Below are 23,111 nucleotides of genomic sequence, written 5' to 3' on the forward strand. Positions count from 1 at the left end.
AACCCCTAGAATTACGGCGGGTTCTTAGGGTAGAACCCTAAGCCGTTATTTTTCTTTTTAGGGGCCGTAGGGGGCATTTTTCTTTTTATCGGAAAAAAAGAAAAATACCCCCTACTTGACTTTGAATTTGGAGACTTCTACAACTAAATTCTCAATACTTTGTTTATTCTGCTGCGTAATACCGTTAACTTCCTGTACCGCATTGTTGATTTGTACGGCACCGGAAGCCATTTCGTTCATACTGTCGGTAATAACACGGGTAAGGTTATCCAGTTTTCGCATTTCTTCCGCGACACCTTCGCTGCCCTTCAACATTTCAGCGGAGCCTGCTTGTACCTCCAACGTTACCATATTGATGTTTTTGATCGCGGTAAGTACTTCTCTACTGCCGTGCTCTTGTTCGCGCATTGCTTCGGTAAGGCTGTTACTCATCTCTTTAACCTGTTCGGCAAGGGTAAAGATTGTATTGAATTTTCCTTCGACGATTCTGGAAGAATCTGCAAGCGTTTCAATCTCACCCGATAGCGTTTTAAGAGTTGTTGTTATCGTTTTGCCTTGAGCAGCTGAATCTTCGGCAAGTTTGCGGATTTCATCTGCGACGACAGCAAAGCCTTTACCTGCTTCGCCTGCGTGTGCGGCTTCTATTGCAGCATTCATTGCCAGCAGGTTTGTTTGCGATGCAATATGTTGAATAACGCTTGATGCTTCTATCAGAGACCCCGATTCTTCGGCAATCTTTTTGGTAACCGTATTGGAGGTTATCAATGTGTTTTTCCCGTCTCCCGTAGCACCGGTAAGGCTTCTGATAGCTTCATCGGTTCTACCGAGCGTTTGGCCAATGGATGTGATGTTTGCAACCATTTGTTCTATTGATGAAGAAGATTGCGCAACACTCGCTGCCTGCGTTTCGATACTACCGTTTAGCTGCTTAATGGTGCGGACAATCTCTTCGATAGTCGCTGCCGTTTCGGTAACACTTGCTGCTTGAGTAAGCGTTTGTTGTTTAACGCTTTCGATATTTGCATTTATTTGATGTACAGCGCTTGCCGTTTCGGTCATGTTGCTTGCAAGCTCTTCGCCGACATTTTGCATAACCTCTGAGCTATCTTCGACCGCTTTAACCGATGTACCGATCTTCTCTATTGTCTGATTAAAGTAATTTGAAAGATCCGTTATTTCGTCATGTCCTGCAACCGGTAAGCGTACCGTTAAATCACCTTCTCCTTGCGCTATATCTTTTAACGCCTCTACTGCTGCCTTTATCGGCTTTACTATTTTGTATGCAGTAATATACACGACAATAATTGCGAGTATTAAGATTATGGCCGTAATGGTATACAGCACTTTTTGCATAACCGTTATACTGCCTAAAAATTCATATATAGGAGCGGCAACGATAATCCGCCATCCGGTATTTGCAATTATTCCGAAAGCAGCTATTTGTTTTTCGCCATCCCAATCATAGAACCCTACATCCGGTTCTGTGGATTGCAGTGCTTTTTTTTCGAATGCTGCTATTTCGACAAAGGAAGGATCGCTTTTCGCTTTTTCCATACTGTTTTCTTGGGATTTTACCGCCTCAATGTCGGAATCTCCTATAGTATTGCCGGAAAGTCCTATGACATAGCAGTCGCCTGTCTTTCCAACTACAATATCGGATATCATATTGGAAAGCCCTGCAGCATAGACACGCGCATATAACACTCCGATGATATGTTTTTGGTTGTCATAAATAGGAACGGAAAAAAATACAAAAAGTTCTTTGTCGGCGCGAGAAATAATCGGTTCGGTTACATAAGCTTTGCCGTTGATGGCCGATTGGTAGTATGACCGATCGGAAATATTTAATTGATTGCCGTCAGTGATCCATGCATTTCCTATACGGTCGCAAATACCGAACGCATTGATTTCCGAATTGCTAAATGCAAGTTCATTGGCAAGAATAGCCGCTTTTTCTTCATACGAAATGTCTTCTCTTAATACTTCCTGCCGCGCAATAGCTGCAAGCGTAGTAAAAAAAGAATTGATACGTTCATCTATCAGTGAGGCAGTATCTTTCGCCTTTTCGGTAAGTTGCAGACGGACTTTTTCCAGTAGCGCCTTTTTTGAAATCGTTATTGTTGTAATACCTAAAATGGAAATTACAAGCAGTATTAGCAACCCGAATATACAGATAAGCTTACGGCGAATTGAAAAATATTTTCGGGGATGATAATGGTTTCTTTCATTTGTGTCAAGCCTCTCAAATAAAGTCTTCCTAAATATCGATTCTTTCGGCTATATATAATTTATATTGATATTTAAGAGGGGGTAATTATATCCGTAAATATACTCTTGTGCAAGAGAGTCGCCATTCTTTTTTAACCGTAAATATTGAGGGTATGCTATAAAGGGAGACTGTTTATAAAGAATGAAGAGTTTACGTTTCTTTCTTTTTTACGGCAATCTGATCGATACGCTGTCCGTTCATGGTGAGTACCGTACAAACGTAGGAGCCGGTATCGATGCTGTCGCCCAGTCGAGGGATGGTGCCGAGCCGCGCAAGCAAATAACCGGCAAGGGTGTAGTATTCTTCGGTAGGGGGGCGTTCAATATCATTTAAAAGTCCGAGTGCCTGTATTTCGTCAAGACTCACCTGTGCATTGATAATAATACTGCCGTCAGCTTGCCTAATGGATTGTGAGCCTATATGGCTTGCTGTTTGGATGCTTCTATTAAACAAGCCCTCTAACAAACCGCCTTTGGTTATAAAGCCTTCAATGCCACCGTATTCGTCAATAACGCAGGCTGCATTTACCTTACGGTCGTTTAGTAATTCGAGTGTATGTTTAACGTTTTGTGATTCGGGGATGAACAGCGGTTTTGTTAAAATCTTTTGCAGATTCGGAGGCGGTATTTCAAGCCTGCTCTGTAAATAATCCCGTGCACTAACAATGCCGATAACTGCATCAATCTTACCTGCACATACCGGAAAGTAGTCAAAATTTTTGTGTGTCTTTATCAATGTAAGGATATCCTGACTTCTATCCGTAATATCGATCCATACAATATCGGAGCGGTAGGTCATGCAACTACCGATTTTTCGTGTATATGCAGGCTCTCTCTTTCCTTTTTCCTGATACTGCGGCGGTAATGGGATATTCATACGGTATGTGCAGCACAAAAAATGCAAAGCATAAGGTTCGACTAGTATCGATTATAAACTGAGATCGACAAGAGCTGCAGTCCGTGCCGTACTGGCATAGATACTTTCTTTATGCGCATAAGGCCGTTTCAATGATGCTATTTGCTGCCGTAAACCGGTAATATGCGTTTGCAGGAGCTCACGGTTTCTCTTATTCTGAGCCAAAACTCGTTTTTGCAAGTCATCTAAATCCGTTTTAAGATGTGGAATATCAGAATGTTCATTTTTGCAAATATTGGTATACATATATTCCAGCGGATCGATTACTTTTTGAATAGTAAATATTTCGGCAATAATAGATTCTTCCAATTCCGTGTGCTGTAGGACAGCATCGGCATTCTCATCGGAAATACTTTTTTCTTGTTTTTCTAATACTGTAAGATATTCGCGGAATTTAAGCCGCTGTTGCTCTAACAACGACCTGAATCGTTTGAGAACCGCAACCCGTTCGGCAATTTCAGAATCGTTAAGTTTGGCTGTATGCATAACCCTATCCTGCTATATTGACGCCCGAAACTACCGGTTTTATTTCTGTTGCAGCGGCGGCTGTTGAGTTTACAACATGATGCCATGCCTCACGCAGTTCTTCCATCATGCCGCGTACCGTTATAAGCGGTTGCGGATCCTTTTGTATATTCGCTTGAAAAAGCTGTTGGTTGAAAAAGGAGTAAAGCGATAATAGATTTTCAGCAATTTCTCCTCCTTCATCCATATTTAAAGCCGCCATTAGCTCGGTAATAATATCTTGTGCTTTTAATATATACTGGTGGATGCGCTCAATATTCTCCGCTTCGATTTTTCCGCCAGGCATGCCTTCAATGGCAAGGGTAATATTTTTAATTCCCTCATCGTACAGCATAATGATTAGAGATCCCGGACTCGCCGTCTTTACCCGTGTCTCTTTATATGCCGTTAAGGCTTGACTGTTATAACTCATTTTTAATCCCCCATGCGATCGCGTGTTCCTTCTATCTTATCGGCAAAAGAAACGGTCTGTTGAGCTCTTGAGTGAAGAATCTTTCGCATTCCTTTATGGGAAGCCCCAAATATCGCAGCTTTTAGAAACGCCCCCTATATCTTAAACTTTCTAACCTCAGCAGCAAGATTTTCGATGCTTACTGTGTTTTCTTGCGCAATACCGTTAACTGCTTGTACAGCATCACCAATCCGTTCGGAAGCGGCAACCATACCGTGCATATGTTCGCTGATGCTCAGTGTTATTTGATTTAACCGCTGCATTTCTTGTGCGACCTGCTCTCCGCCGCGCAGCATCTCGGCGGAAGCATCGCGGACACCGCCGGTAACTTCGTTAATATTCCGAATTGCCGCCAACACTTCGCGGCTTGTATTCTCCTGTTCGGCCATTGCGGTAACAATTTGTTCTTCTTGTTGAGAAATTTGGTTGACCGATTCATATACTTCAACAAAGCTTTTTTCTGCTCCGGCTCCGGCGGTGGTTAAGTTGCTGATTATTTGTATTGCATCCTTTATAACGGTACCGATCTGTTTTCCTTGTGTATTTGATTCTTCGGCAAGTTTGCGGATTTCGTCGGCAACAACTGCAAAGCCTTTACCTGTTTCTCCGGCATGGGCCGCTTCGATTGCCGCATTCATAGCCAATAAGTTTGTTTGGCTGGCAATATTTTGGATAACCTGGCTTGCTTCCAAAAGCGCTTCAGTTTTTTCGGCAATTTGCCCGACAACCTCATTGGCATACCTTACTCGGTGTTTACCGTTTTTAGTTTGATCATAAACCGTCTTGATAACCGTATTATTCTTTCCGAGGCGGTCTGAAACGGCGCCGATATTTGCGACCATTTCTTCTATGGCGGCTGATGATTGTGCAACGCTTTCCGCTTGTCTTTCAATACTTTGATCCAGCTGCTTGAGTCTTTTAATGACCTCTTCAATTGTTGCAGCCGTTTCGGTTACGCTCGCGCTTTGGTCTACCGTTTGATTTTGTACTAATGCAACGCTTTTTTCTATTTCTTGTGCCGCCATTTCAGTTTCTGCCATATTTCCGGCAAGTTTTTTGCCGACCGTTTGCATAGTGCCGGTGTTATGTGAAACTGCCTCTATAACCGATCCGATTCTTTCAATGGTTTGTTCAAAGTATTGGGAGAGTTCGGCTATCTCGTCGTTCCCTTCGACCGAAAGATGAACGGTTAAATCGCCCTCCGCTATGGACATGAGCGCATGGATAACTTTTTTGACCGGCTTTATAATAAATTTTCGGGTAAATCCGGTAATTGTTACTACAAAAAGGCAAAGGATTACAATGAGAATAATCGCTGTTTTAAGGAAGAAATCCGTTCTTCTTGTTAAAGTATGTTCGATTGAAAAACAGAATTTTGCATATCCGATTCTTTGTCCAGAAAAGTCTTTTAGCGGATAATAGGCAAAGGCATCGTTTTTTTCAGTGCGAATCATTCCGTCATCGGGCAATGTTTCCGTGATTTGTGCAGCATCCGAATCAACTTTGCTTTCAAAATTGGAACCGATGAGCTGATAGGTATTATCCAAGGTACGAGCAATAACCGCTACTTTTAAGCCGTCTTTTAATACTTCCGGTGTTGTCGTTAGAACGAATTGGTCGATAAATGCCGTATTTACCGCACCGCCGTATTCTACGGTTCCGAGCATTCGTCTTGCCGTATCGAAAAGCGGCCGTACGACTCTAAAACCCAGATCGTTTACCCCAACTTCAAGGCCGTAAATTTCTTTTTTTTGTGTTTGGGCGGCTACGATGGTCGCTCTAAAAGAAGAAAGGTCGTCGCCGAATTTTGCAGGATTCTGAACGCGAAGAAAAGAGACTGCCGACGGCGTATGAAAATGGAATTGCTGCGCTCTATATTTTTGCTTTATATCGGTAAAAATCGGCTGCGTTAACTCCAGCAGCTTTGCTCTGTCCCGTGAAGCAAAGGCTTGAACAATATTTTGATCCCGAGCGATATCGTCTAAAAGGATGCGGCCGACAAGCGAATAACTATTTAATTCGTTATAAAATGCAGAATATTTAAGATCTGCAGTTGCTTTAATTTGATTTTCCGAAAACTGTGTGATGCTCCGCCAATCCTTATAGGCAATAATCCCATACTGAAGCAGTAGCAGCATGATAGTAACAATGAGCAGTTTCGTACCGATGGACCGAACCTGTTTTTTACTGAAATGCAGTCGTTGAAAATGAGCGTTGTTTTTGATCATACTGTGGTGGTCTCCTTTGCAAGACTTTTATGTGAACTTTATACGAATAGTGTCAATGTGACAATCGGTATATTAATCAAAGAGAAAGTAGTTGAGATGGAAATATGAGTAGGAAAGAATTGTTGTTGTGTGCCACAGCGGATGAAGGGAGTCGAACCCTCGTCTCCAGCTTGGAAGGCTGGGGTAATAGCCGTTATACGACATCCGCAAAAAATATGAAGCTACTATACCGGAAAACACCTGATATGTCAATCGGAATCTTTATTTTTTATACGGTAGATTCCGGTATTTACCGAAGTCTGCCGTATAAGAGGCATCTTAAAAGACTTTTTCGGTTTTTTAAGATGCTTGCGTACTTATTCGTGCGGAAGGTTTAATACCCGCCGTCCTCGGCAACGCTCTGCGCCGTAACAAAGGGTATTAAAGCCGACTGCAACCACCTTATAGAACATACCGTGTGAAACGTTGAGCACGGTACCCCGGTGCTTGCGTCGGGGTTGTTGATTTTTTACTCATAGTCGATTTCTAAGACACTTTCGTTGACGTATTCCTCTTGCATATAATACGATCTCCGGCCAGGAATATTGTTACCGTTTACCTTCCACAGTACTGCAGAACCGTCTACTGTGCGGAAGATGAGTACATCGCCTTTTTCTCGCTGACCGGGCGCAATAGGTGTCTTATCATACAGTTTTGTACACCGTATCTTTGAAGAATCGAATTTCAACTCTAACCTTTCTGCAATTTTTTCCGTATAGTCGAATCGAAGGTCAGAATCTTCCTTGTCGACCCTATAAAAGCCAGAATTTCCCATATGCAGTAACCCATCAGTGCCATTGACCGTCCAAGAATCGACCATCTTTCCGGCAGGAAGTTTGGCGATACACATGAGATTATCATGCTCGTAAACAGTACCACCGTCAGCTATCGGTATATCGGGGGTGGTATCTGAACCAAAGAATCTAAAGCATTTTATTTTGGAAGAATCAAAGTGTATGGTCGCTTGTGCCGCCGTTTTTTCTATATAAGCAACGGTGATAGGGCCGCTTTGTATAGCATAAGTATCTACGGTGTAATGGAATATCCATGGGAGTGCCCCAGTTGGCTCGTTGCCGTTGACAGTCCAGCTTTTAACTGTCTGTCCGGCGGGTAGATTTATCGCTATAAAGGATAGAGCGTCATTTTCATACACGACGCCACCTGTGTTAACAGTAGTACTGTCTTTCTTGCATTCTATTTTTGAAGGATCAAAATGTATAACTGTTTGTGCTGCTGTTTTTTCCGTATAGTCAATGGAAATAGTACCGCTTTGCACGTCTTCAGCCTTTACGGTATAATCAAACTGTGTACCTGTTGTATTCGTTGCCACACCGTTGACAGTCCACTTTTCAACCGTCTGTCCGGTAGGCAGCAGCGTCGACGCAAAACTCAGCCGGTCATTTTCATATACCGCAGCTCCTGTATTAAGAGGTCTGCGGTTTTTCCAGCAGGTCATTTTAGAAACATCGAACTGAATAGTAGTTTTCCATTGTGCGTAGAGCGTAGTGGCCGTGGTAACGGTATCCGTTGCAAAGTTCCATGGCGTCGTACATTCTTTTTCTTTATACCAGCCGCCGAAAGCAAAGGGTGTCTTTTCCGGATTATCCGGTTGTGTAACCGTTTTACCGTGTTCTACCTCAAGCGGTGCTACCGCAGAGCCTCCTTGTGCGTCAAAGGTTACCGTATATTTTTTTAATGTAAACGTTACCGTTACCGTGCTGTTTTTTGTTACCGTGAGCTTTGTCGTCTTATTATCCGGTTCAGCCGTTGCATCTCCTGTCCAGCCGGAAATGTCATAGCCGATATTCGGTACGGCAGTAAACACGAGGACGGTGCCTTTTTCTATCTTTTTTCCTGAGGTAAGGGACGTACCGTCTGTAGATTTTGCACTTATTGAGCCTCCTGTTGCGGGATTGGCACTATAAGTAATAGTGAATAATTCTGTTGCAGGAGCAACAGGAGTCCATTTTGCAAATAATGTAATGTTCGCGGTAACGGTATCGGTTGCAAAGTTCCACGGCGTTGTACATTCTTTTTCTTTATACCAGCCGCCGAAGGTAAAAGAAGCTTTGACCGGATTATCCGGTTGTGTAACCGTTTTACCATGTTCAACCTTGAGTGACGTTACCGTAGAGCCTCCCTGCGCGTCAAAGGTGACCGTGTAGAACGCTGGGGTTGGATTGAGGCCTTTACAGCTAAGAAAAACGCTTAATCCTGATGCCATAAGAAGCAGGAGGAGAATGCTTCGTAACATTTTTCGTATCTTCATAATGATACTCCTTTATTATTTTTAATGAAATTTCTTCCATAATACCTTAAAGTCAAGCGTATGATTCCATTTTGCTGCCGGATTCGATATACTCTATAGTATGATTAAAGCATGTATTTTTGATTTGGATGGAACATTGACCGATACCGTCCGGACACTCGCTTATTTTGTCAATACCGAGACGGCAAAGCACGGATTACCGCCTGCGCCGGTGGAACAGTTTAAGTATTTTGCGGGAAACGGCGCACGGACGCTTATTCATAGAGTTTTGGCATATCACGGCGTTACGGATGCTGCGCTAGAAAACAGTATTTTACAGGATTACAACGCAGCCTATGATGCCGATTTTTTACACCTCTGCTCTTTGTACGACGGCGTTGCCGATATGATACAAGAGTTGCATGGCAGGGGGATTCAACTAGCAGTTCTTTCGAACAAACCGCAGCCGACTACGCAAAAAATCATCAAAGCTTTTTTTGATGAGGACACATTTTCTGTTGTTTTCGGACAGCGGGAAGGGGTTCCGCTCAAACCGGATCCTGCCGGCGTATTTGAGATTTTAGGTCTTTTACACCGCCAAAAACAGGAATGCCTCTACATCGGCGATACTGCCGTTGATATAAACACTGGAAAAAGCGCAGGCTTGACAACCGTCGGTGTCCTGTGGGGCTTCCGCGGCCGTGCCGAACTGGAAGATACCGGTGCAGCGCATATAATCGCAAAGCCGCAGGAGCTGCTCCCGCTTGTAACCGCAATCCGGTAATTAGTCTTTTTTCAAAAATAGCATAAGTGCAATCGTGCAGATAATGACATATCCGGCAATGCTGTAACGGTCGGGAACTTCGTGGAACAGTAAAAAACCGAACGCTGCGGCAAATAGGATTTGAGTGTAGTCGAAAACCGCGATATTTTTTGCCGGTGCATAAGAATACGCCGCGGTAACGGTAAATTGCCCTCCTGCGCCTGCTGCACCGGTTGCAATCAGCCAGAAAAGCTGCTGTAAGCTCATCGGCGCAAAACTGTAGAGGAAAAAAGGCAATAACATCAGCATGGAAGCAGCCGAAAAGAAGAACACTACAAATGTACCGGATTCTTTATGCGTTAACAGATAGCGCACACAGGTATATGCACCGCCTGCACAGAGGCCGCCGAAACATGCCACTGAGGCTGCAAAGATATGACCCGATCCGGCAAAAGCAGGCTTGATAATTAAAAGGCTTGCGGCAAATGCACAGACGGCTGCAAGAAGCCGGGTAAAACGTATGCGCTCTTTTAAAAACAGAAACGAGAAAAAAATGGTAAAAAACGGTGCAAGCTTTGCCAAGATAGAAGCATCGGCAAGCGCTAAGTGACTGACGGCATAGAAATTGGAAACTAAACCGGCAGTGCCCAATACCGCCCGCAATATAAGGAAGGGCATATTTTTTTTCTGCGGCAGCACAAATTGACGGTTCTTTATTAAAACAAAGAGTGATGTACAACAGGCAATACTGTTCCTAAAAAACGCTTTTTGGATAGACGGCAAGTCGCCGGAAAGCTTTGCGCATAAATTCATTACAGTAAAAAAGAAAGCCGAACAAATGATGCACAAGATCCCTTTTTGTGCGGATGTCAATCGAATACTCATAATACCGGTAAAGTATAGCAGAAAGAAAGATAATTGAAAATTGCTTCGTGTGAGTATTTGCATTGTCAGCTGTTTTTAGGTTAAATAATTTTAACACTTTCCTTTTTGCATAAAAATACTATTTTACTCATAGTTTTTCTCTATTTTTTGTATATTTATGCATATTGTGCTTGACATTTTTTGTATAAGGCCTTAGTATCAAATTAACGGTTGTTTTTAATATACATTTTAAAAGCTGCCGAATGTAGGAGGTGTCGCGTTATGATATCCTTACACTATCAAAAGGAGATAACTATGAAAAAAAGAATGTATGCCGCATTTGTTTTGTTGTCTGCCGTACTCTTGAGCCTATCCATCTTAGGGTGTAGCAAAAAAACGGAAACAAAACCGGAGAAAGTCGAGTCGGATGGTAACGGAAAAAACGCCTCGTACCATATCGGTATTGTAACGGGAACCGTCTCCCAATCCGAAGATGATCTCCGCGGCGCCGAAAAACTGATAGAAATGTACGGTTCCGCAAAGACCGGCGGTATGATTCAACATATCACCTATCCTGACGATTTTATGTCGCAGCAGGAAACGACTATTACACAGATTGCCGCTCTTGCGGACGATCCGATGATGAAGGCCATTATCGTCAATCAAGGAATTCCCGGAACTGCAGAGGCGTTTAAGCGCGTTCGAGAAAAACGTCCCGACATATTGTTGTTTGCAGGAGAACCGCATGAAGACCCGCTGGTTATTCAAGCTGCGGCTGATATGGCGATAAGCAATGACTTTGTATCCCGCGGATATACGATTATTTGGGCGGCAAAGGAGCTCGGTGCAAAGACATTTGTGCATATTTCTTTCCCACGGCATATGTCCTATGAAACGCTCGGCCTTCGCCGCCAAATTATGGAAGCCGCATGTAACGATACCGGGGTGAAATTTGTGTTTGAGACCGCTCCCGACCCGACCAGCGATGTCGGCGTTGCGGGCGCTCAGCAATTCATCCTTGAAAAGGTTCCGCAGTGGATTGAAAAATACGGCAAAGAAACTGCATTCTTCTGTACGAACGATGCACATACGGAGCCGCTCTTAAAGCAGCTTTTACAGTACGGCGGCATCTTTGTTGAAGCAGACCTTCCTTCACCGTTAATGGGGTATCCGGGCGCCCTTGGTATCGACCTTACCGAACAGGCAGGGGACTTTGCCGCTATCTTAAAGAAGGTTGAGCAGTCCGTTATCGACAAGGGCGGAGCGGGCCGGTTCGGTACGTGGGCATACTCCTATGGCTTTACCGTCAGTGCCGGTTTGGGTGAATATGCCCGCCGCATTATCGACGGCGAAGCGGAGAAAGGCAGCCTTGCTGATTTGTCAAAAGCGCTGGGTGTCTTTACTCCCAATGCACGGTGGAAGAGCGCATACTATACGGATGCAAATACCGGTGTGCGTGCAAAAAACCAAGCGTTAGTATTTATGGATACTTATATTCTCGGAAAAGGCTTTTTGTCGACAACCGAGCAAGAGGTACCGCAGAAATACTTGAATATGAAATTTAATAAATAGTAGAGAATGGAAACTATTTAAAAAAAGCCTCCTCAGCAGAACGGGTACATGGAAAATTTTGAAGTAAACCTGTTCCGAAACGGAAGTTGCGGAATAGGTTACCTTGAATGCGTGTACCCGTTTTTTTTATCGATAGCAAAGAGGAAACATTGAGATCGGATATCTCTATTGTTTATAAGGATGATAGAAGTTTATGAATAATGATGAAGTTATCTTATCCATCGATCATATTACGAAGGAATTTTCAGGAACGCCCGTTTTGCAGGGGGTGAGTTTTGATGTCCATGCGGGAGAGGTGATTGGGCTGGTAGGAGAAAACGGAGCCGGAAAGACAACGCTGATGAGCATCCTGTTCGGTATGCCGGTGATTGCCGAAACGGGCGGATACGGCGGAACGATTCGGCTGCAGGGCAAAGAGGTCGTGTTCAAAACGCCGTTCGACGCTCTCGGTGCGGGCGTCGGGATGGTGCATCAGGAATTTTCGTTGATTCCGGGTTTTTCTTCCGGTGAAAATATTATGCTGAACCGCGAGCTCGAACAGGAAAGCATTATCTCCGACCTCTTTGGGCCGCGGCTTACAACGTTAAACCGCAAAGCGATGCGCGAGCGGGCGCAGCAGCGGCTTAACCAACTCGGGGTTTCGATTAGTGCAAAGACGCTCATTTCCGAAATGCCGGTCGGGCATAAGCAGTTTACCGAAATCGCCCGCGAAATAGACCGCGATAATGTGCGGCTTTTGGTGTTGGATGAGCCGACTGCCGTCCTCACTGAATCGGAGGCGGAGGTTCTGCTCAAATCCATCAAAGCATTGGCGGAGAAGGGCATCGCGGTTATCTTTATTTCCCATCGCTTGCACGAAGTTATGGAAATTTGCGACCGGGTTGTCGTATTGCGCGACGGTGTTTCAATCCAAGACACGGAAACCGCAAAAACGGATATGCAGGCGATTGCGGCCGCGATGGTCGGAAGAAAGGTTGAAGGGCAGACGGCCGAAAGAACGGCGCGTCAGTTTGACGAAACCATCCTCGAGGTAAAACACCTGTGGGTGGATATGCCGGGAGAGCTGGTTGATGATGCAAGTTTCTCCGTTAAAAAGGGAGAGATATTCGGTATCGGCGGTTTGGCGGGGCAGGGAAAAATCGGTATCCCCAACGGTATTATGGGGCTGTTCCGTGCGGGCGGTGAGGTTATCTTTAAAGGCAAGCCGCTCGACATCAGCAAAACCTCAAAAGTGCTTTCGGAAGGGATTGCCTTTGTTTCCGAAGATCGGCGCGGCGTCGGCCTTTTGTTAGATGAAAGTCTTGACTGGAATATCGCCTTTACCGCTATGCAGGCAAAACATAAATACTTAAAAAAATATCTGGGCGGGTTAATCACCGTCCGCGACGAAAAGGCAATGAAGGCGCTTGCCGACGAGTATATCAAGATGCTGCAAATTAAATGCACCGGTTCCCAGCAAAAGGCGCGGGAGCTTTCCGGCGGTAATCAGCAAAAGCTGTGTTTGGCAAAAGCCTTTTGTCTGGAGCCCGATTTGCTCTTTGTTGCGGAGCCGACGCGGGGTATTGATGTCGGCGCTAAAGCGCTGGTGTTGGAAGCAATCCGCACGTTAAATAAAGAAAAAGGCGTTACCGTTGTGATGATTTCGAGTGAACTTGAAGAGCTGCGGTCTGCATGCGACCGTATTGCGGTCGTATTCCAAGGCAAGGTTGCGCATATACTGCAGCCGTCCGAAGATCCGGCGGAGTTTGCGCTTTATATGGCAGGAGTAAAATAGATGGAACAGTTAAAAAAACAACTTGCGGCATTCGGATGGCCGCGCATTATCATTTTCTTGTTTTTATTGTCGCTGTTTATTGCGGCTCCTTTTGTCAATGTCAGTATCGGCGCTTCCCTGTCGGATACGATAAACCGCTTCGGTATGAATGCCCTCTTGGTGCTTGCGATGGTGCCGATGGTGCAGGCAGGCTGCGGCCTTAACTTCGGGTTATCGCTCGGCGTTATCGGCGGACTGCTCGGCGCAACGCTCGCAATGGAACTGAACCTAACCGGATGGGCTGGCTTTTTTTCAGCCGTCTTATTCACGGTACTGATATGTGCGGTGATCGGCTATGCTTACGGTAAACTTTTGAATCTGATTAAAGGCGAAGAGATGACTATCGCTTTGTATGTCGGCTTTGCTGCGGTTATGTTCATGTCGATTTTATGGCTGCTGTTGCCGTACACCAATCCGACGATGGTGTGGGGTTATGCGGGAAAAGGTTTACGTACAACCATCACGCTCGAAGGATACTGGCTGAAAATACTGAACAATTTATGGGCCTTTAAAATCGGCGCTTTCGTGTTTCCGACCGGGCTTATTCTCTTTGTCTTTATCTGCTTTTTTATTATGAAGGTATTTATGAAGACACGGACGGGAACGGCGTTGACTGCGGTCGGTTCAAATCCAGAATTCGCACGGGCAAGCGGTGTAAATATCGACCGCGCGCGGATTATCAGTACGGTGTTGTCTACCGTTATCGGCGGTGTCGGGATTTTGCTGTATCAGCAAAGTTTCGGCTTTATTCAGCTGTATCAGGCTCCGCTCTTTATGGCGTTTCCGGCGGTAGCGGCTATTCTGATCGGCGGCGCCTCGGTCAATAAGGCGTCGATTTTAAACGTAATGCTGGGAACATTTTTGTTTCAAGGTATTTTAACAATGACTCCCTCCGTTATTAACAGTGTGTTGCAAACCGATATGTCGGAGGTTATCCGTATTGTCCTGTCAAATGGTATGATCTTATATGCACTGACGCGGAAGACGCAGGCGGCGAGGTAGATTATGGTATCGTCTAATATGCTTAAAAAAAAGTGGGAACATTTTTCCGCGGTAGATTTTATTCTGGATAATTTGGTATCCATCATATTTTTGGTTATTTCGTTCCTTGCCATTCCCGTGTCGGGGTTATCGGCGCACCATATTATCGCCGAAATTTTAACGCGGATCGGCAGAAATTCCTTTTTGGTGTTTGCGCTCATCCTGCCGATTATGGCCGGAATGGGTATTAACTTCGGGATGGTGCTCGGTGCAATGGCAGGGCAGATCGGCCTTATTTTTGCAATGGACTGGAGCATCGGCGGTATCTATGGGCTGGTATTTGCAGCCGGTATCGGGATGCCGCTTTCCATCCTGCTTGGGATTGTTGCCGGCTCGGTACTGAACCGTGCCCGCGGGCGGGAAATGGTTACCAGCTACATCCTCGGTTTTTTCTTTAACGGGATTTATCAGTTCTTTGTGCTGTACATCCTCGGGTCGGTTATTCCGATGCACAATAAGGCGATTATGCTTTCCCGCGGCTACGGGGTACGTAATACGCTTGAGCTGGCGCCCGTCCGGCAGATGCTCGATACGGCCATTCCGTTGACGATTGCAGGGTTTAAAATTCCGATCCTTTCGTATCTGATTATCATTGCGCTGTGTTTTTTTATCGTGTGGTTTAGAAAGACAAAGCTCGGACAGGATATGCGGGCAATCGGTCAAAATCAAGCGGTTTCGCTCGCCTCCGGTATTGCGGTTGAGCGGACACGGATTATATCGATTGTTATTTCGACGGTGCTTGCCTGTATCGGGCAGATTATCTTCTTGCAGAATATGGGAAACATGAGCACCTATAACGCGCATGATCAAACCGGTTTCTTTGCCGCCGCGGCAATCCTTGTCGGAGGCGCTTCGGTGAATAAGGCAAGTATTAGAAACGTCTTTATCGGCATTATCTTGCTGCACTTTTTGTACATCGTTACGCCGATGGCAGGACAGCACCTCTTTGATTCTGCGATGATCGGCGAATACTTCAGACAGTTTTCCGGCTATGCGGCGATTGCGTTATCGCTTGTTATGCACGCGGCGCGTAATCAAAAGAATGCGGAAAAACAGCGGGCTGCGCTGCGGGCCGAAAGCGGGAGGGCATAATGATTCGAGTACGTTCAAAAAAAGGTCAGCGGCTGGTAAAAATAGGCTTGGTCGTTTTTTACTTGCTCATTATGGCGCTTATGTTTTTATTCGGCCGCTCTCATACCGTACTGATAGATAACAATAGCGATCCGAACGGCGCATATAAAGCGATTGACGGTTGTACCATTTCGTTTAACGGTGAAAAGCCGATCGAGATGTTTAAGGGCGACCGCGATAAAATTATGCTGCGGGGGCAAACCCATCGCGTAAAGGTTAGCTTTTTTAACGGGCAAGAAGATGTTACCGGTACTATCACCGTTCCGCTTTTTGAAGATGCGGTGATGGTGTCAATTCCGGCCTTTACTAAAGGCGAAAATGCCGTCAGTCACTTTGAGCTGTACGCTCCGGCGGAAGAGTAGGGCGGTGATGGGTAACTTAAAATTATGAATTATGATTAGGTGCGCTTTCCTCACCTCTTATCATTTGCCCCCGTTTTTGCTATAGTTTGCGGTATGCCTCAAGATTTTGTTCATTTACACGTGCACTCCGACTATTCGCTGTTGGACGGCGCTTCTTCCATAAAGAAACTGATAACAACCGCTAAAAACCTCGGACAAACAGCCCTTGCGCTGACCGACCACGGCAATATGTTTGCCGCCTTACGCTTTTTTCGCGAATGCAAGGCGCAGGGGATAAAGCCGGTTATCGGCTGCGAAGTATATGTTGCGAACGGCAGCCGCTTCGCAAAGCCGGAGAATACCAATACCGGTGTCCGCAAATACTTTCACCTTATCCTGCTTGCCGAAACCGAAACCGGCTACCGGAATTTGATGGTGCTGTGCTCCAAAGGCTACACCGAGGGGATGTACTATAAACCGCGTATTGACGAGGAGCTGCTGACACAGTATTCGGAGGGGCTTATCTGCCTTTCGGCCTGTCTTGCGGGAGAATTACCGTCGCTGCTGTTGCAAGGTAAAAAGGCTGAGGCCGAAGCGCATGTCAGGCGTTACCGCAGCATATTCGGTATCGACAATTACTTTATCGAGTTGCAAAAGCATGGTATTGCCGACGAGGAGAAGGTTGCGCCGATGCTGATTGAGATTGCACGCAAGATAGGCGTGCCGATGGTGGTAACAAACGATGCTCACTATGCGGAGCAAAAGGATGCGGTTGCGCAGGATATCCTCCTCTGTATCGGCACAAAAAAGAACCGCTCCGACACTAACCGCATGAAGTTTGAAACCGATCAATTCTATCTTAAATCGGCAGAGGAGATGGAACAGCTCTTTCCCGGTTATCCCGAAATGCTGTCCAACACCTGCCGCATCGCGGAGCGCTGTAATTTTGACATTCCGCAGCCGGGGCCGCTTCTTCCCGTGTATCAGATACCGGAAGATTTTGCGACAAAAGAAGAGTATATCACCCACCTCGTGCACGAGGGCTTAAAAAAACGCTACAATCCCGTTACCGAAGAGATGACCCAACGTGCCGACTATGAACTCGGTATTATCATGAAGATGGACTTTGTCGGGTACTTTCTTATCGTATGGGACTTTATCAACTGGGCGAAGGAGCACGGCATTCCGGTCGGGCCGGGGCGCGGTTCCGGGGCGGGGTCCATTGTTGCCTATGCGATGCGGATCACCGACATCGACCCGCTCAAATATAAGCTGCTGTTTGAGCGCTTCCTTAATCCCGAACGTATTTCCATGCCGGACTTTGACGTTGATTTCTGCTTCGAACGGCGGCAGGAGGTTATCGATTACGTCCGCAGAAAATACGGTGATGAAAGCGTCGGTCAGATTATCACGTTCGGAACATTGAAGCCGAAAGCCGCAATCAAAGATGTCGGACGGGTTTTGGAAATTCCGCTCGGCGAGGTAAATGCCATCACTAAAATGATGCCCTCCGATCCCAAGCTTACGTTTGAAAAGGCCTTTGCGGATGTCCCCGAACTCGCCGAAATGCGTTCCGACCCGCGGTACACGGAGCTTTTTTCCATTGCGGAAAAGCTTGAAGACCTCAACCGGAACACGAGCCTTCATGCGGCGGGTATCGTTATCGGTAAAACGAAGCTGACCGATTATGTACCGCTGTACAAGGATTCCAAGACAGGCAAGACCGCCTCTCAGTTTACGATGGATTTAATAGAAGACTGCGGTTTGGTAAAGATGGACTTCCTCGGGCTTAAGACGCTGACGCTGATTAAGCATACGGAAGATCTCATCAAAAAGCGGGGAGGGGAGTACGCGAACTTCTCCATTGCGCAGATCGATGAACAGGATGCGGCGACGTTTAAAATGCTCGGCGAAGGAAAGTCCGCCGCGGTCTTTCAGTTTGAAAGTCAGGGTATGCAGAACATCTTGAAACGTGCAAAGCCCGATAAAATAGAAGACCTCATCGCGTTAAACGCTCTCTACCGTCCCGGTCCGATGGCCTATATCGATCAATTTATTGAATCAAAATTCGATGCATCGAAAATTCAATATCCCGACCCTTGCCTCGAAGACATATTGTCGGAAACCTACGGCGTTATCGTCTATCAAGAACAGGTTATGCAGGTTGCGCAGCGTATCGGCGGCTACAGCCTCGGTCAAGCGGACTTGCTGCGGCGCGCAATGGGAAAGAAGAAAAAAGAGGTTATGGAGAAGGAGAAAACGCGGTTTATCGAAGGCGCCGTAAAGAACAATTTTAAGGAAAAAGACGCCGACCGTATCTTTGAAATCCTGATTCCTTTTGCCGGTTACGGGTTTAACAAGAGTCACGCCGCCGCTTATTCGGTACTGGCGTACCAAACCGCCTATCTCAAGGCGAATTTCCCTGCGGAATTTATGGCGGCGAACCTCACCAACGAGATTACCTCGACGGATAAGCTGCCGGAGTATATCAGTGAAGCGAATAAGATGGGTCTTGCGCTCCACGCTCCCGACATCAATACCTCGGAAGAATATTTTTCGGTCTATGAGGGAGATATCGTATTCGGGCTGCTCGGGATTAAGGGGGTAGGGGAGCAGGCTGCCCGCGATATTGTCGCTGAACGCACCGCGCACGGCCCCTACAAGTCGTTTATCGATTTTCTCGACCGGCTGGACTTGCACACCGTGAATAAAAAGAACTTGGAAGTGCTTATCAAGACGGGGTGCTTCGATAAGCTCGGTCAGAACCGTTCCGAGCTGCTGGATAATCTTGAAGCGGCAATGGCGTTCAGCGCGCAGAAAAAAGCGGGATCGGCAGTCGGGCAAACCAGCCTCTTTGAGGACACCGGCATTAAAGAGTTTTCCGATTTTACCTTTAAGCAGGTCAACGATTTGCCTCAAAAGGAAAAGCTCCGTATCGAAAAAGAGCTGATGGGCTTTTATATTTCCGGCCATCCCCTCGATGAGTACAAAAAGGCGATTGACCGCAGCGCTACCTTGGAGCTGATTAATTTCCGGCGTGCGCAGAAAGAAAAGCTGTATACCATCGTCGGGATGATTACCGGTATCCGCCCCTATCAGACTAAAAACGGCAAGTGGATGGGCTTCGGCACCTTTGAAGACCGTACCGGCACCATCGATTTAACCTTCTTTTCCAAGGTGTGGGAAGAAAACCGCGCCAATGCGCTGCCTGAAACCGTCTGCGGCCTCATCGGGAAAGTAGACTGCTCGCGCGATACGCCGTCGTTCCTCGTTGAATCGATGGTGAGCATTGATGAGCTGAAAGAGCGTTCGATTAAAGAGGTGCACCTTGAACTTGATCCGCTCATCGAAACCGATTTACAGTTCCAGCCGCTCAAGGATTTCCTCTTTGGCGCACAAGGCACTTGCGATATTTTTATCCATATTACCGATAACGATACCGTCTATCAGGTGAAAGGCTCCTCGCAGCTGAAAGTATCCTCTTCCGATGAATTTATCGAACAGCTGGGGAAGCAATCTGGGGTTCTTCAGGTCTGGAAAGAGTAATCTTTTGAAAATATGCATACCGTCTACGGCGTTGCAGAGCGAATAACAGTCCTCGACGTGCAAAAAGCACGCCTGCGGGTGTTATTCGCTCTGCGCCTTGTATCCGGTACCACTATTTTCAAAAGCGCTGGAAAGGCGGGGCATCTACTGCGTCGCATCATGAAAAGTGTACGTCCGTGTACACTTTTCATGGCGAATTTCGGCAAAGCCGAAATATCGCTTCTGTTTAAACCAGCGGCATCCGTGCCGCTACTGAAAATCCTCAACGTATCAGAACGGACAAGGATGTCCGTGGTTCCATGCAGAAGCAAGTTTTTTGCCAAAAAAACTTGTCGTTGAAAAGCGTACACGGAAGTACGCTTTTCAACAGCCTGCGGTTAATTTTTGTTCGCGCCTTGTATCTGTACTGTCTATTTCAAAAGGCTTACGGAAGGGCTATATACCCGTATGCCGTTACTGAAAACAATCCTCGACGTATCAGAACCGCCATGGATGGCGGTGTTGCTGCACAGCAGCGTGTTTGCGCAGCAAACACGTAGGTAAAAATGTACAAGGAGGTACATTTTTACCGTGCCTGCGGTTAATTTTTGCTCGCGCCTTGTATCTGCACCGCCTATTTGCAAAAGGCTTACGGCAAAAAGCTTTTCAGAACGGACAAGGATGTCCGTGGATTGAGCAGTAGCGAGTTTTTCGCGAGAAAAACTCGTCGTTGACCAGTGTACAAGGAGGTACACTGGTCAACAGGCTATTTGCAAAAGGCTTACGGAAAAGGCGCAGCTACTTCGTCGCGAGGGCTTTACGGTTTGAATTTTAATCAGTATGTTATACGGAAATGCGATCGGTAAAATTTGCCGATTAATATGAGGAGCCTGCTATGGTGCGTTCGTTATTATTAACTGTTAGGCAGCTTATCAATGTCTATCTCTTTTTATGCTTTATTAAGATTTTGCTGTCGTGGGTTCCCTCTGCGGCATATTCATCATTCGGTCGGATGTTGTCATCCATTTGTGATCCTTATTTGAATTGGTTCAGACGGTTCAGATTTACCCGCATTGGTATGGTTGATTTTTCTCCTGTTTTGTCGCTCGGTATCTTGTCCATTGCGGCGCAGCTTATCACATCCCTTCTGACGACCGGTACAATTTCGCTTTGGGGGCTCTGTGTCAGTATCATAGAACTGGTATGGTCGTTTATCGGCTTTATGTTGAACTTGCTGATCATCTTTTTGATTATCCGGCTGGGGTACGATCTTTTCGGTTCGTCAAGCAGTTCTCCGTTTTGGTATAATTTAGATAGATTTTTAAGTCCCGTTATTGCGAAAGTTACCGGTTTTTTTCCGCAAAAACCGCTACAGTACCGTACTCGGCTCATATTGACGATTCTCATTATTCTATTACTCCGTATTGCGCTTGGCCTTTTGGTCGGTTCTCTGTTATTTCAATTTAAAGTGATAAGAATCATCTAAGAACTCCTATATGGATAGCTTCCCTTTTCTATTGTATTTTTACCGGTTTTTGTATATGGTATTATAGAAGAGGGGGATGGGAAATTGTCTTCGGGAAAAAAGCTGATAAAATACAATAGCGAGCTTATCCACGATTTACCGCCGTGGGCACAGGAGCTCGCAACCAAATATTGTACCGAAACGGTCAACCTTTATTTTGTGCACGGCAATATCCGTGACTTTTTACCGCACAACCATCGGGCAAGTGCTCATTTTGTTTTTGTAAAGATATGGGATTATATTTCGGAAGTTATTTTCGGCAATAAAGATATTATCGTATTTTACGATAAATCAAGCGGCGTGTCTTTTTGTATGCAAGAGATGGAGCAAGCCTATATTGCGACGATGCACAGCCGGTATCCCGAAGTCCCCGTCGAAGATTTTTATTCCCGTGATCCCGTCAAAGCCTTTGCGTATCTTGAACGCTATTTTACGCTCAATATGGGCAGCGGCCGCAGAATGGTGCTTATTATCGATTATGCGGAAACGGTTATCCCTGCGGAGGAAATCGGAAACCTCGATGCGGTTGACCGTTACTGCTTGGTTACCCTGAACCGATGGTCGCATGATCCTCAATTTACCAATGAAGATATTTCGGTTGTCATGCTGACCGAGAACCTTGCCGACGTTAACTCCCGGCTTGTTGCCTCTCCGTCAACAGTAAAAGTTGCTATCCCGCTCCCGTCCGAATCAATCCGTATCCATTTTTTAACGTATTTGCAGAATAAGGAAGAATTGTTGTTGGAGCGGCTTCTCAACGCTGAACGGGTAGGAAAACTGACGTCGGGATTAAATTTATTGAACCTTAATCAGCTGGCAAAAGAGTCGTATAACGAAGACGTACCGATCACGTTTGAATATCTTCGCAAAAAAAAGCAAGAGATTATCGAAAACGAAGCGGGAGGTTTGCTGGAATTTTTGGAAACGGAGCATGACCTCTCGTTTATTGCGGGACATGAATTTGTAAAGAAGCGCTTTAAGTCGATGGCGAAGGCGCTCAAACAAGGAAGAACCGATGTACTTCCGATGGGATATTTAATTTCCGGGCCGATCGGTACGGGGAAGTCCTTCCTTGTTTCGGCATTTGCCGGAGAGATCGGTATCCCGATGGTGCGGCTTAAAAATTTTCATACGCAATGGCAGGGAACAACAGAATCGAACTTGGAAAAAGTGTTGAACATCTTGCGGGCGATGGCACCTGTTGCCGTGATGATCGACGAAGCCGACGCCGTTTTAGGAAACCGTAAAATGCAGGATGGGGCAGGTTCTTCCCGCGTATTTGCGCAAATTGCAAATTTTATGGGCAACACCGATTACCGCGGAAAAATTATCTGGTTTTTGATTACCAGCCGTCCCGATTTGTTGCCGATAGACTTAAAACGGCAGGGGAGAGCAGAGGAGCACTTGGCACTTTTTTACCCCGAAACGCTGGCAGAAAAAGTTGAGATTTTTGAAACGCTGCAACGGAAGCTGAAAATTAAAACAAAAGATATTTCTTTTTCTAATATTATCAACAAAAAACTGAAATTTCCCGTATCCGGTGCGGACATTGAAGCCATTTTGGTTCGGTCGAAAATGAATGCAAGTGCTGACAATCGCATGATGTTGATAACGGAAGATATCGAACAGACAATCGATGATTTTATTCCGCCTTCGTATCCCTATGATATTGAACTACAGAATTTAGTTGCCGTACTCGAATGTACCAGTAAAGAGATGTTACCCAAGCAATATCAAAATATTCCACGTTCAAAACTGGTTGCAGAGATACAGGAATTAAAACAACTCCTTGGAGAAAAATAAAAACCGCTCCGGTCTATTCAAATGGCGAATAGCGTACTCAGAGCGGTTTAAGATGCGT

At 45.7% G+C, this 23,111-nt stretch carries 16 protein-coding genes and 1 tRNA gene; 9 read left to right on the forward strand and 8 right to left on the reverse strand.

Annotated features, from left to right (window positions below; genetic code table 11):
- Positions 1-111: 111 nt before the first annotated feature.
- The 7 genes from ABH09_RS03405 to ABH09_RS03435 form a co-directional block, all read right to left on the reverse strand.
- A complete protein-coding gene (locus tag ABH09_RS03405) occupies positions 112-2,154 on the reverse strand; it encodes a methyl-accepting chemotaxis protein (RefSeq protein WP_371922141.1) in 2,043 nt (680 codons plus the stop codon).
- Positions 2,155-2,419: 265 nt separating this feature from the next.
- A complete protein-coding gene (locus ABH09_RS03410; RefSeq protein WP_253715197.1) occupies positions 2,420-3,145 on the reverse strand; it encodes a transporter associated domain-containing protein in 726 nt (241 codons plus the stop codon).
- A gap of 51 nt (positions 3,146-3,196) precedes the next feature.
- A complete protein-coding gene (locus ABH09_RS03415; RefSeq protein ID WP_253715198.1) occupies positions 3,197-3,670 on the reverse strand; it encodes a flagellar biosynthesis protein FlgN in 474 nt (157 codons plus the stop codon).
- A 4-nt stretch (positions 3,671-3,674) separates the two neighbouring features.
- Complete coding sequence (gene fliS, locus ABH09_RS03420) at positions 3,675-4,121, reverse strand: flagellar export chaperone FliS (RefSeq protein WP_162662720.1); 447 nt, start codon at positions 4,119-4,121, stop codon at positions 3,675-3,677.
- A 134-nt stretch (positions 4,122-4,255) separates the two neighbouring features.
- Entirely contained in the window at positions 4,256-6,388 is a 2,133-nt protein-coding gene (locus ABH09_RS03425) for a methyl-accepting chemotaxis protein (protein WP_162662722.1), read from the reverse strand.
- Between the two features lie 136 nt (positions 6,389-6,524).
- Positions 6,525-6,596, reverse strand: a tRNA-Gly gene (locus tag ABH09_RS03430).
- Positions 6,597-6,896: 300 nt separating this feature from the next.
- Positions 6,897-8,696: an InlB B-repeat-containing protein gene (locus tag ABH09_RS03435; RefSeq protein ID WP_253715199.1), complete on the reverse strand. Its 1,800-nt coding sequence runs from the start codon at positions 8,694-8,696 to the stop codon at positions 6,897-6,899.
- 100 nt (positions 8,697-8,796) lie between these two features.
- Here ABH09_RS03435 and ABH09_RS03440 point away from each other — a divergent pair, with 100 nt between their 5' ends.
- Positions 8,797-9,459 carry an HAD family hydrolase gene (locus tag ABH09_RS03440; RefSeq protein WP_253715200.1) on the forward strand — a complete coding sequence of 221 codons (663 nt, stop codon included), beginning with the start codon at positions 8,797-8,799 and terminating at the stop codon, positions 9,457-9,459.
- Here ABH09_RS03440 and ABH09_RS03445 read toward each other — a convergent pair whose 3' ends face one another.
- Positions 9,460-10,311, reverse strand: a complete 852-nt coding sequence (locus ABH09_RS03445) for a DMT family transporter (protein WP_253715201.1) — start codon at positions 10,309-10,311, stop codon at positions 9,460-9,462.
- Between the two features lie 306 nt (positions 10,312-10,617).
- Here ABH09_RS03445 and ABH09_RS03450 point away from each other — a divergent pair, with 306 nt between their 5' ends.
- From ABH09_RS03450 to ABH09_RS03485, 8 genes are all read left to right on the forward strand, one after another.
- On the forward strand, positions 10,618-11,874 hold the full coding sequence (locus ABH09_RS03450; RefSeq protein ID WP_162662726.1) for a DUF3798 domain-containing protein: 1,257 nt from the start codon (positions 10,618-10,620) through the stop codon (positions 11,872-11,874).
- 193 nt (positions 11,875-12,067) lie between these two features.
- A complete protein-coding gene (locus tag ABH09_RS03455) occupies positions 12,068-13,648 on the forward strand; it encodes a sugar ABC transporter ATP-binding protein (RefSeq protein WP_253715202.1) in 1,581 nt (526 codons plus the stop codon).
- Entirely contained in the window at positions 13,649-14,689 is a 1,041-nt protein-coding gene (locus ABH09_RS03460) for an ABC transporter permease subunit (RefSeq protein ID WP_253715203.1), read from the forward strand.
- A gap of 3 nt (positions 14,690-14,692) precedes the next feature.
- Positions 14,693-15,820: an ABC transporter permease subunit gene (locus tag ABH09_RS03465; protein WP_253715204.1), complete on the forward strand. Its 1,128-nt coding sequence runs from the start codon at positions 14,693-14,695 to the stop codon at positions 15,818-15,820.
- Positions 15,820-16,221: a DUF6672 family protein gene (locus ABH09_RS03470; RefSeq protein WP_253715205.1), complete on the forward strand. Its 402-nt coding sequence runs from the start codon at positions 15,820-15,822 to the stop codon at positions 16,219-16,221. The genes ABH09_RS03465 and ABH09_RS03470 overlap by 1 nt, the downstream gene beginning before the upstream one ends.
- Before the next feature lie 93 nt (positions 16,222-16,314).
- On the forward strand, positions 16,315-19,746 hold the full coding sequence (dnaE, locus tag ABH09_RS03475) for a DNA polymerase III subunit alpha (RefSeq protein ID WP_253715206.1): 3,432 nt from the start codon (positions 16,315-16,317) through the stop codon (positions 19,744-19,746).
- Between the two features lie 874 nt (positions 19,747-20,620).
- The gene (locus ABH09_RS03480; RefSeq protein ID WP_162662732.1) at positions 20,621-21,211 is read left to right on the forward strand and encodes a YggT family protein; all 591 of its coding nucleotides are present in this window, start codon (positions 20,621-20,623) and stop codon (positions 21,209-21,211) included.
- Positions 21,212-21,295: 84 nt separating this feature from the next.
- Positions 21,296-23,053: an ATP-binding protein gene (locus tag ABH09_RS03485; protein WP_253715207.1), complete on the forward strand. Its 1,758-nt coding sequence runs from the start codon at positions 21,296-21,298 to the stop codon at positions 23,051-23,053.
- The last annotated feature ends 58 nt before the right edge of the window (positions 23,054-23,111 follow it).

The organism is Treponema sp. OMZ 803, assembly GCF_024181165.1.
GTDB lineage: Bacteria > Spirochaetota > Spirochaetia > Treponematales > Treponemataceae > Treponema.

What these genes read in the sequence shown, in the direction of transcription:
- ABH09_RS03410 (WP_253715197.1), bottom strand. Translation starts at nt 3,145, where the DNA reads ATGAATATCCCATTACCGCCGCAGTATCAGGAAAAAGGAAAGAGAGAG.
- ABH09_RS03415 (WP_253715198.1), bottom strand. Translation starts at nt 3,670, where the DNA reads ATGCATACAGCCAAACTTAACGATTCTGAAATTGCCGAACGGGTTGCG.
- fliS (WP_162662720.1), bottom strand. Translation starts at nt 4,121, where the DNA reads ATGAGTTATAACAGTCAAGCCTTAACGGCATATAAAGAGACACGGGTA.
- ABH09_RS03425 (WP_162662722.1), bottom strand. Translation starts at nt 6,388, where the DNA reads ATGATCAAAAACAACGCTCATTTTCAACGACTGCATTTCAGTAAAAAA.
- ABH09_RS03435 (WP_253715199.1), bottom strand. Translation starts at nt 8,696, where the DNA reads ATGAAGATACGAAAAATGTTACGAAGCATTCTCCTCCTGCTTCTTATG.
- ABH09_RS03440 (WP_253715200.1), top strand. Translation starts at nt 8,797, where the DNA reads ATGATTAAAGCATGTATTTTTGATTTGGATGGAACATTGACCGATACC.
- ABH09_RS03450 (WP_162662726.1), top strand. Translation starts at nt 10,618, where the DNA reads ATGAAAAAAAGAATGTATGCCGCATTTGTTTTGTTGTCTGCCGTACTC.
- ABH09_RS03455 (WP_253715202.1), top strand. Translation starts at nt 12,068, where the DNA reads ATGAATAATGATGAAGTTATCTTATCCATCGATCATATTACGAAGGAA.
- ABH09_RS03460 (WP_253715203.1), top strand. Translation starts at nt 13,649, where the DNA reads ATGGAACAGTTAAAAAAACAACTTGCGGCATTCGGATGGCCGCGCATT.
- ABH09_RS03465 (WP_253715204.1), top strand. Translation starts at nt 14,693, where the DNA reads ATGGTATCGTCTAATATGCTTAAAAAAAAGTGGGAACATTTTTCCGCG.
- ABH09_RS03470 (WP_253715205.1), top strand. Translation starts at nt 15,820, where the DNA reads ATGATTCGAGTACGTTCAAAAAAAGGTCAGCGGCTGGTAAAAATAGGC.
- dnaE (WP_253715206.1), top strand. Translation starts at nt 16,315, where the DNA reads ATGCCTCAAGATTTTGTTCATTTACACGTGCACTCCGACTATTCGCTG.
- ABH09_RS03480 (WP_162662732.1), top strand. Translation starts at nt 20,621, where the DNA reads ATGGTGCGTTCGTTATTATTAACTGTTAGGCAGCTTATCAATGTCTAT.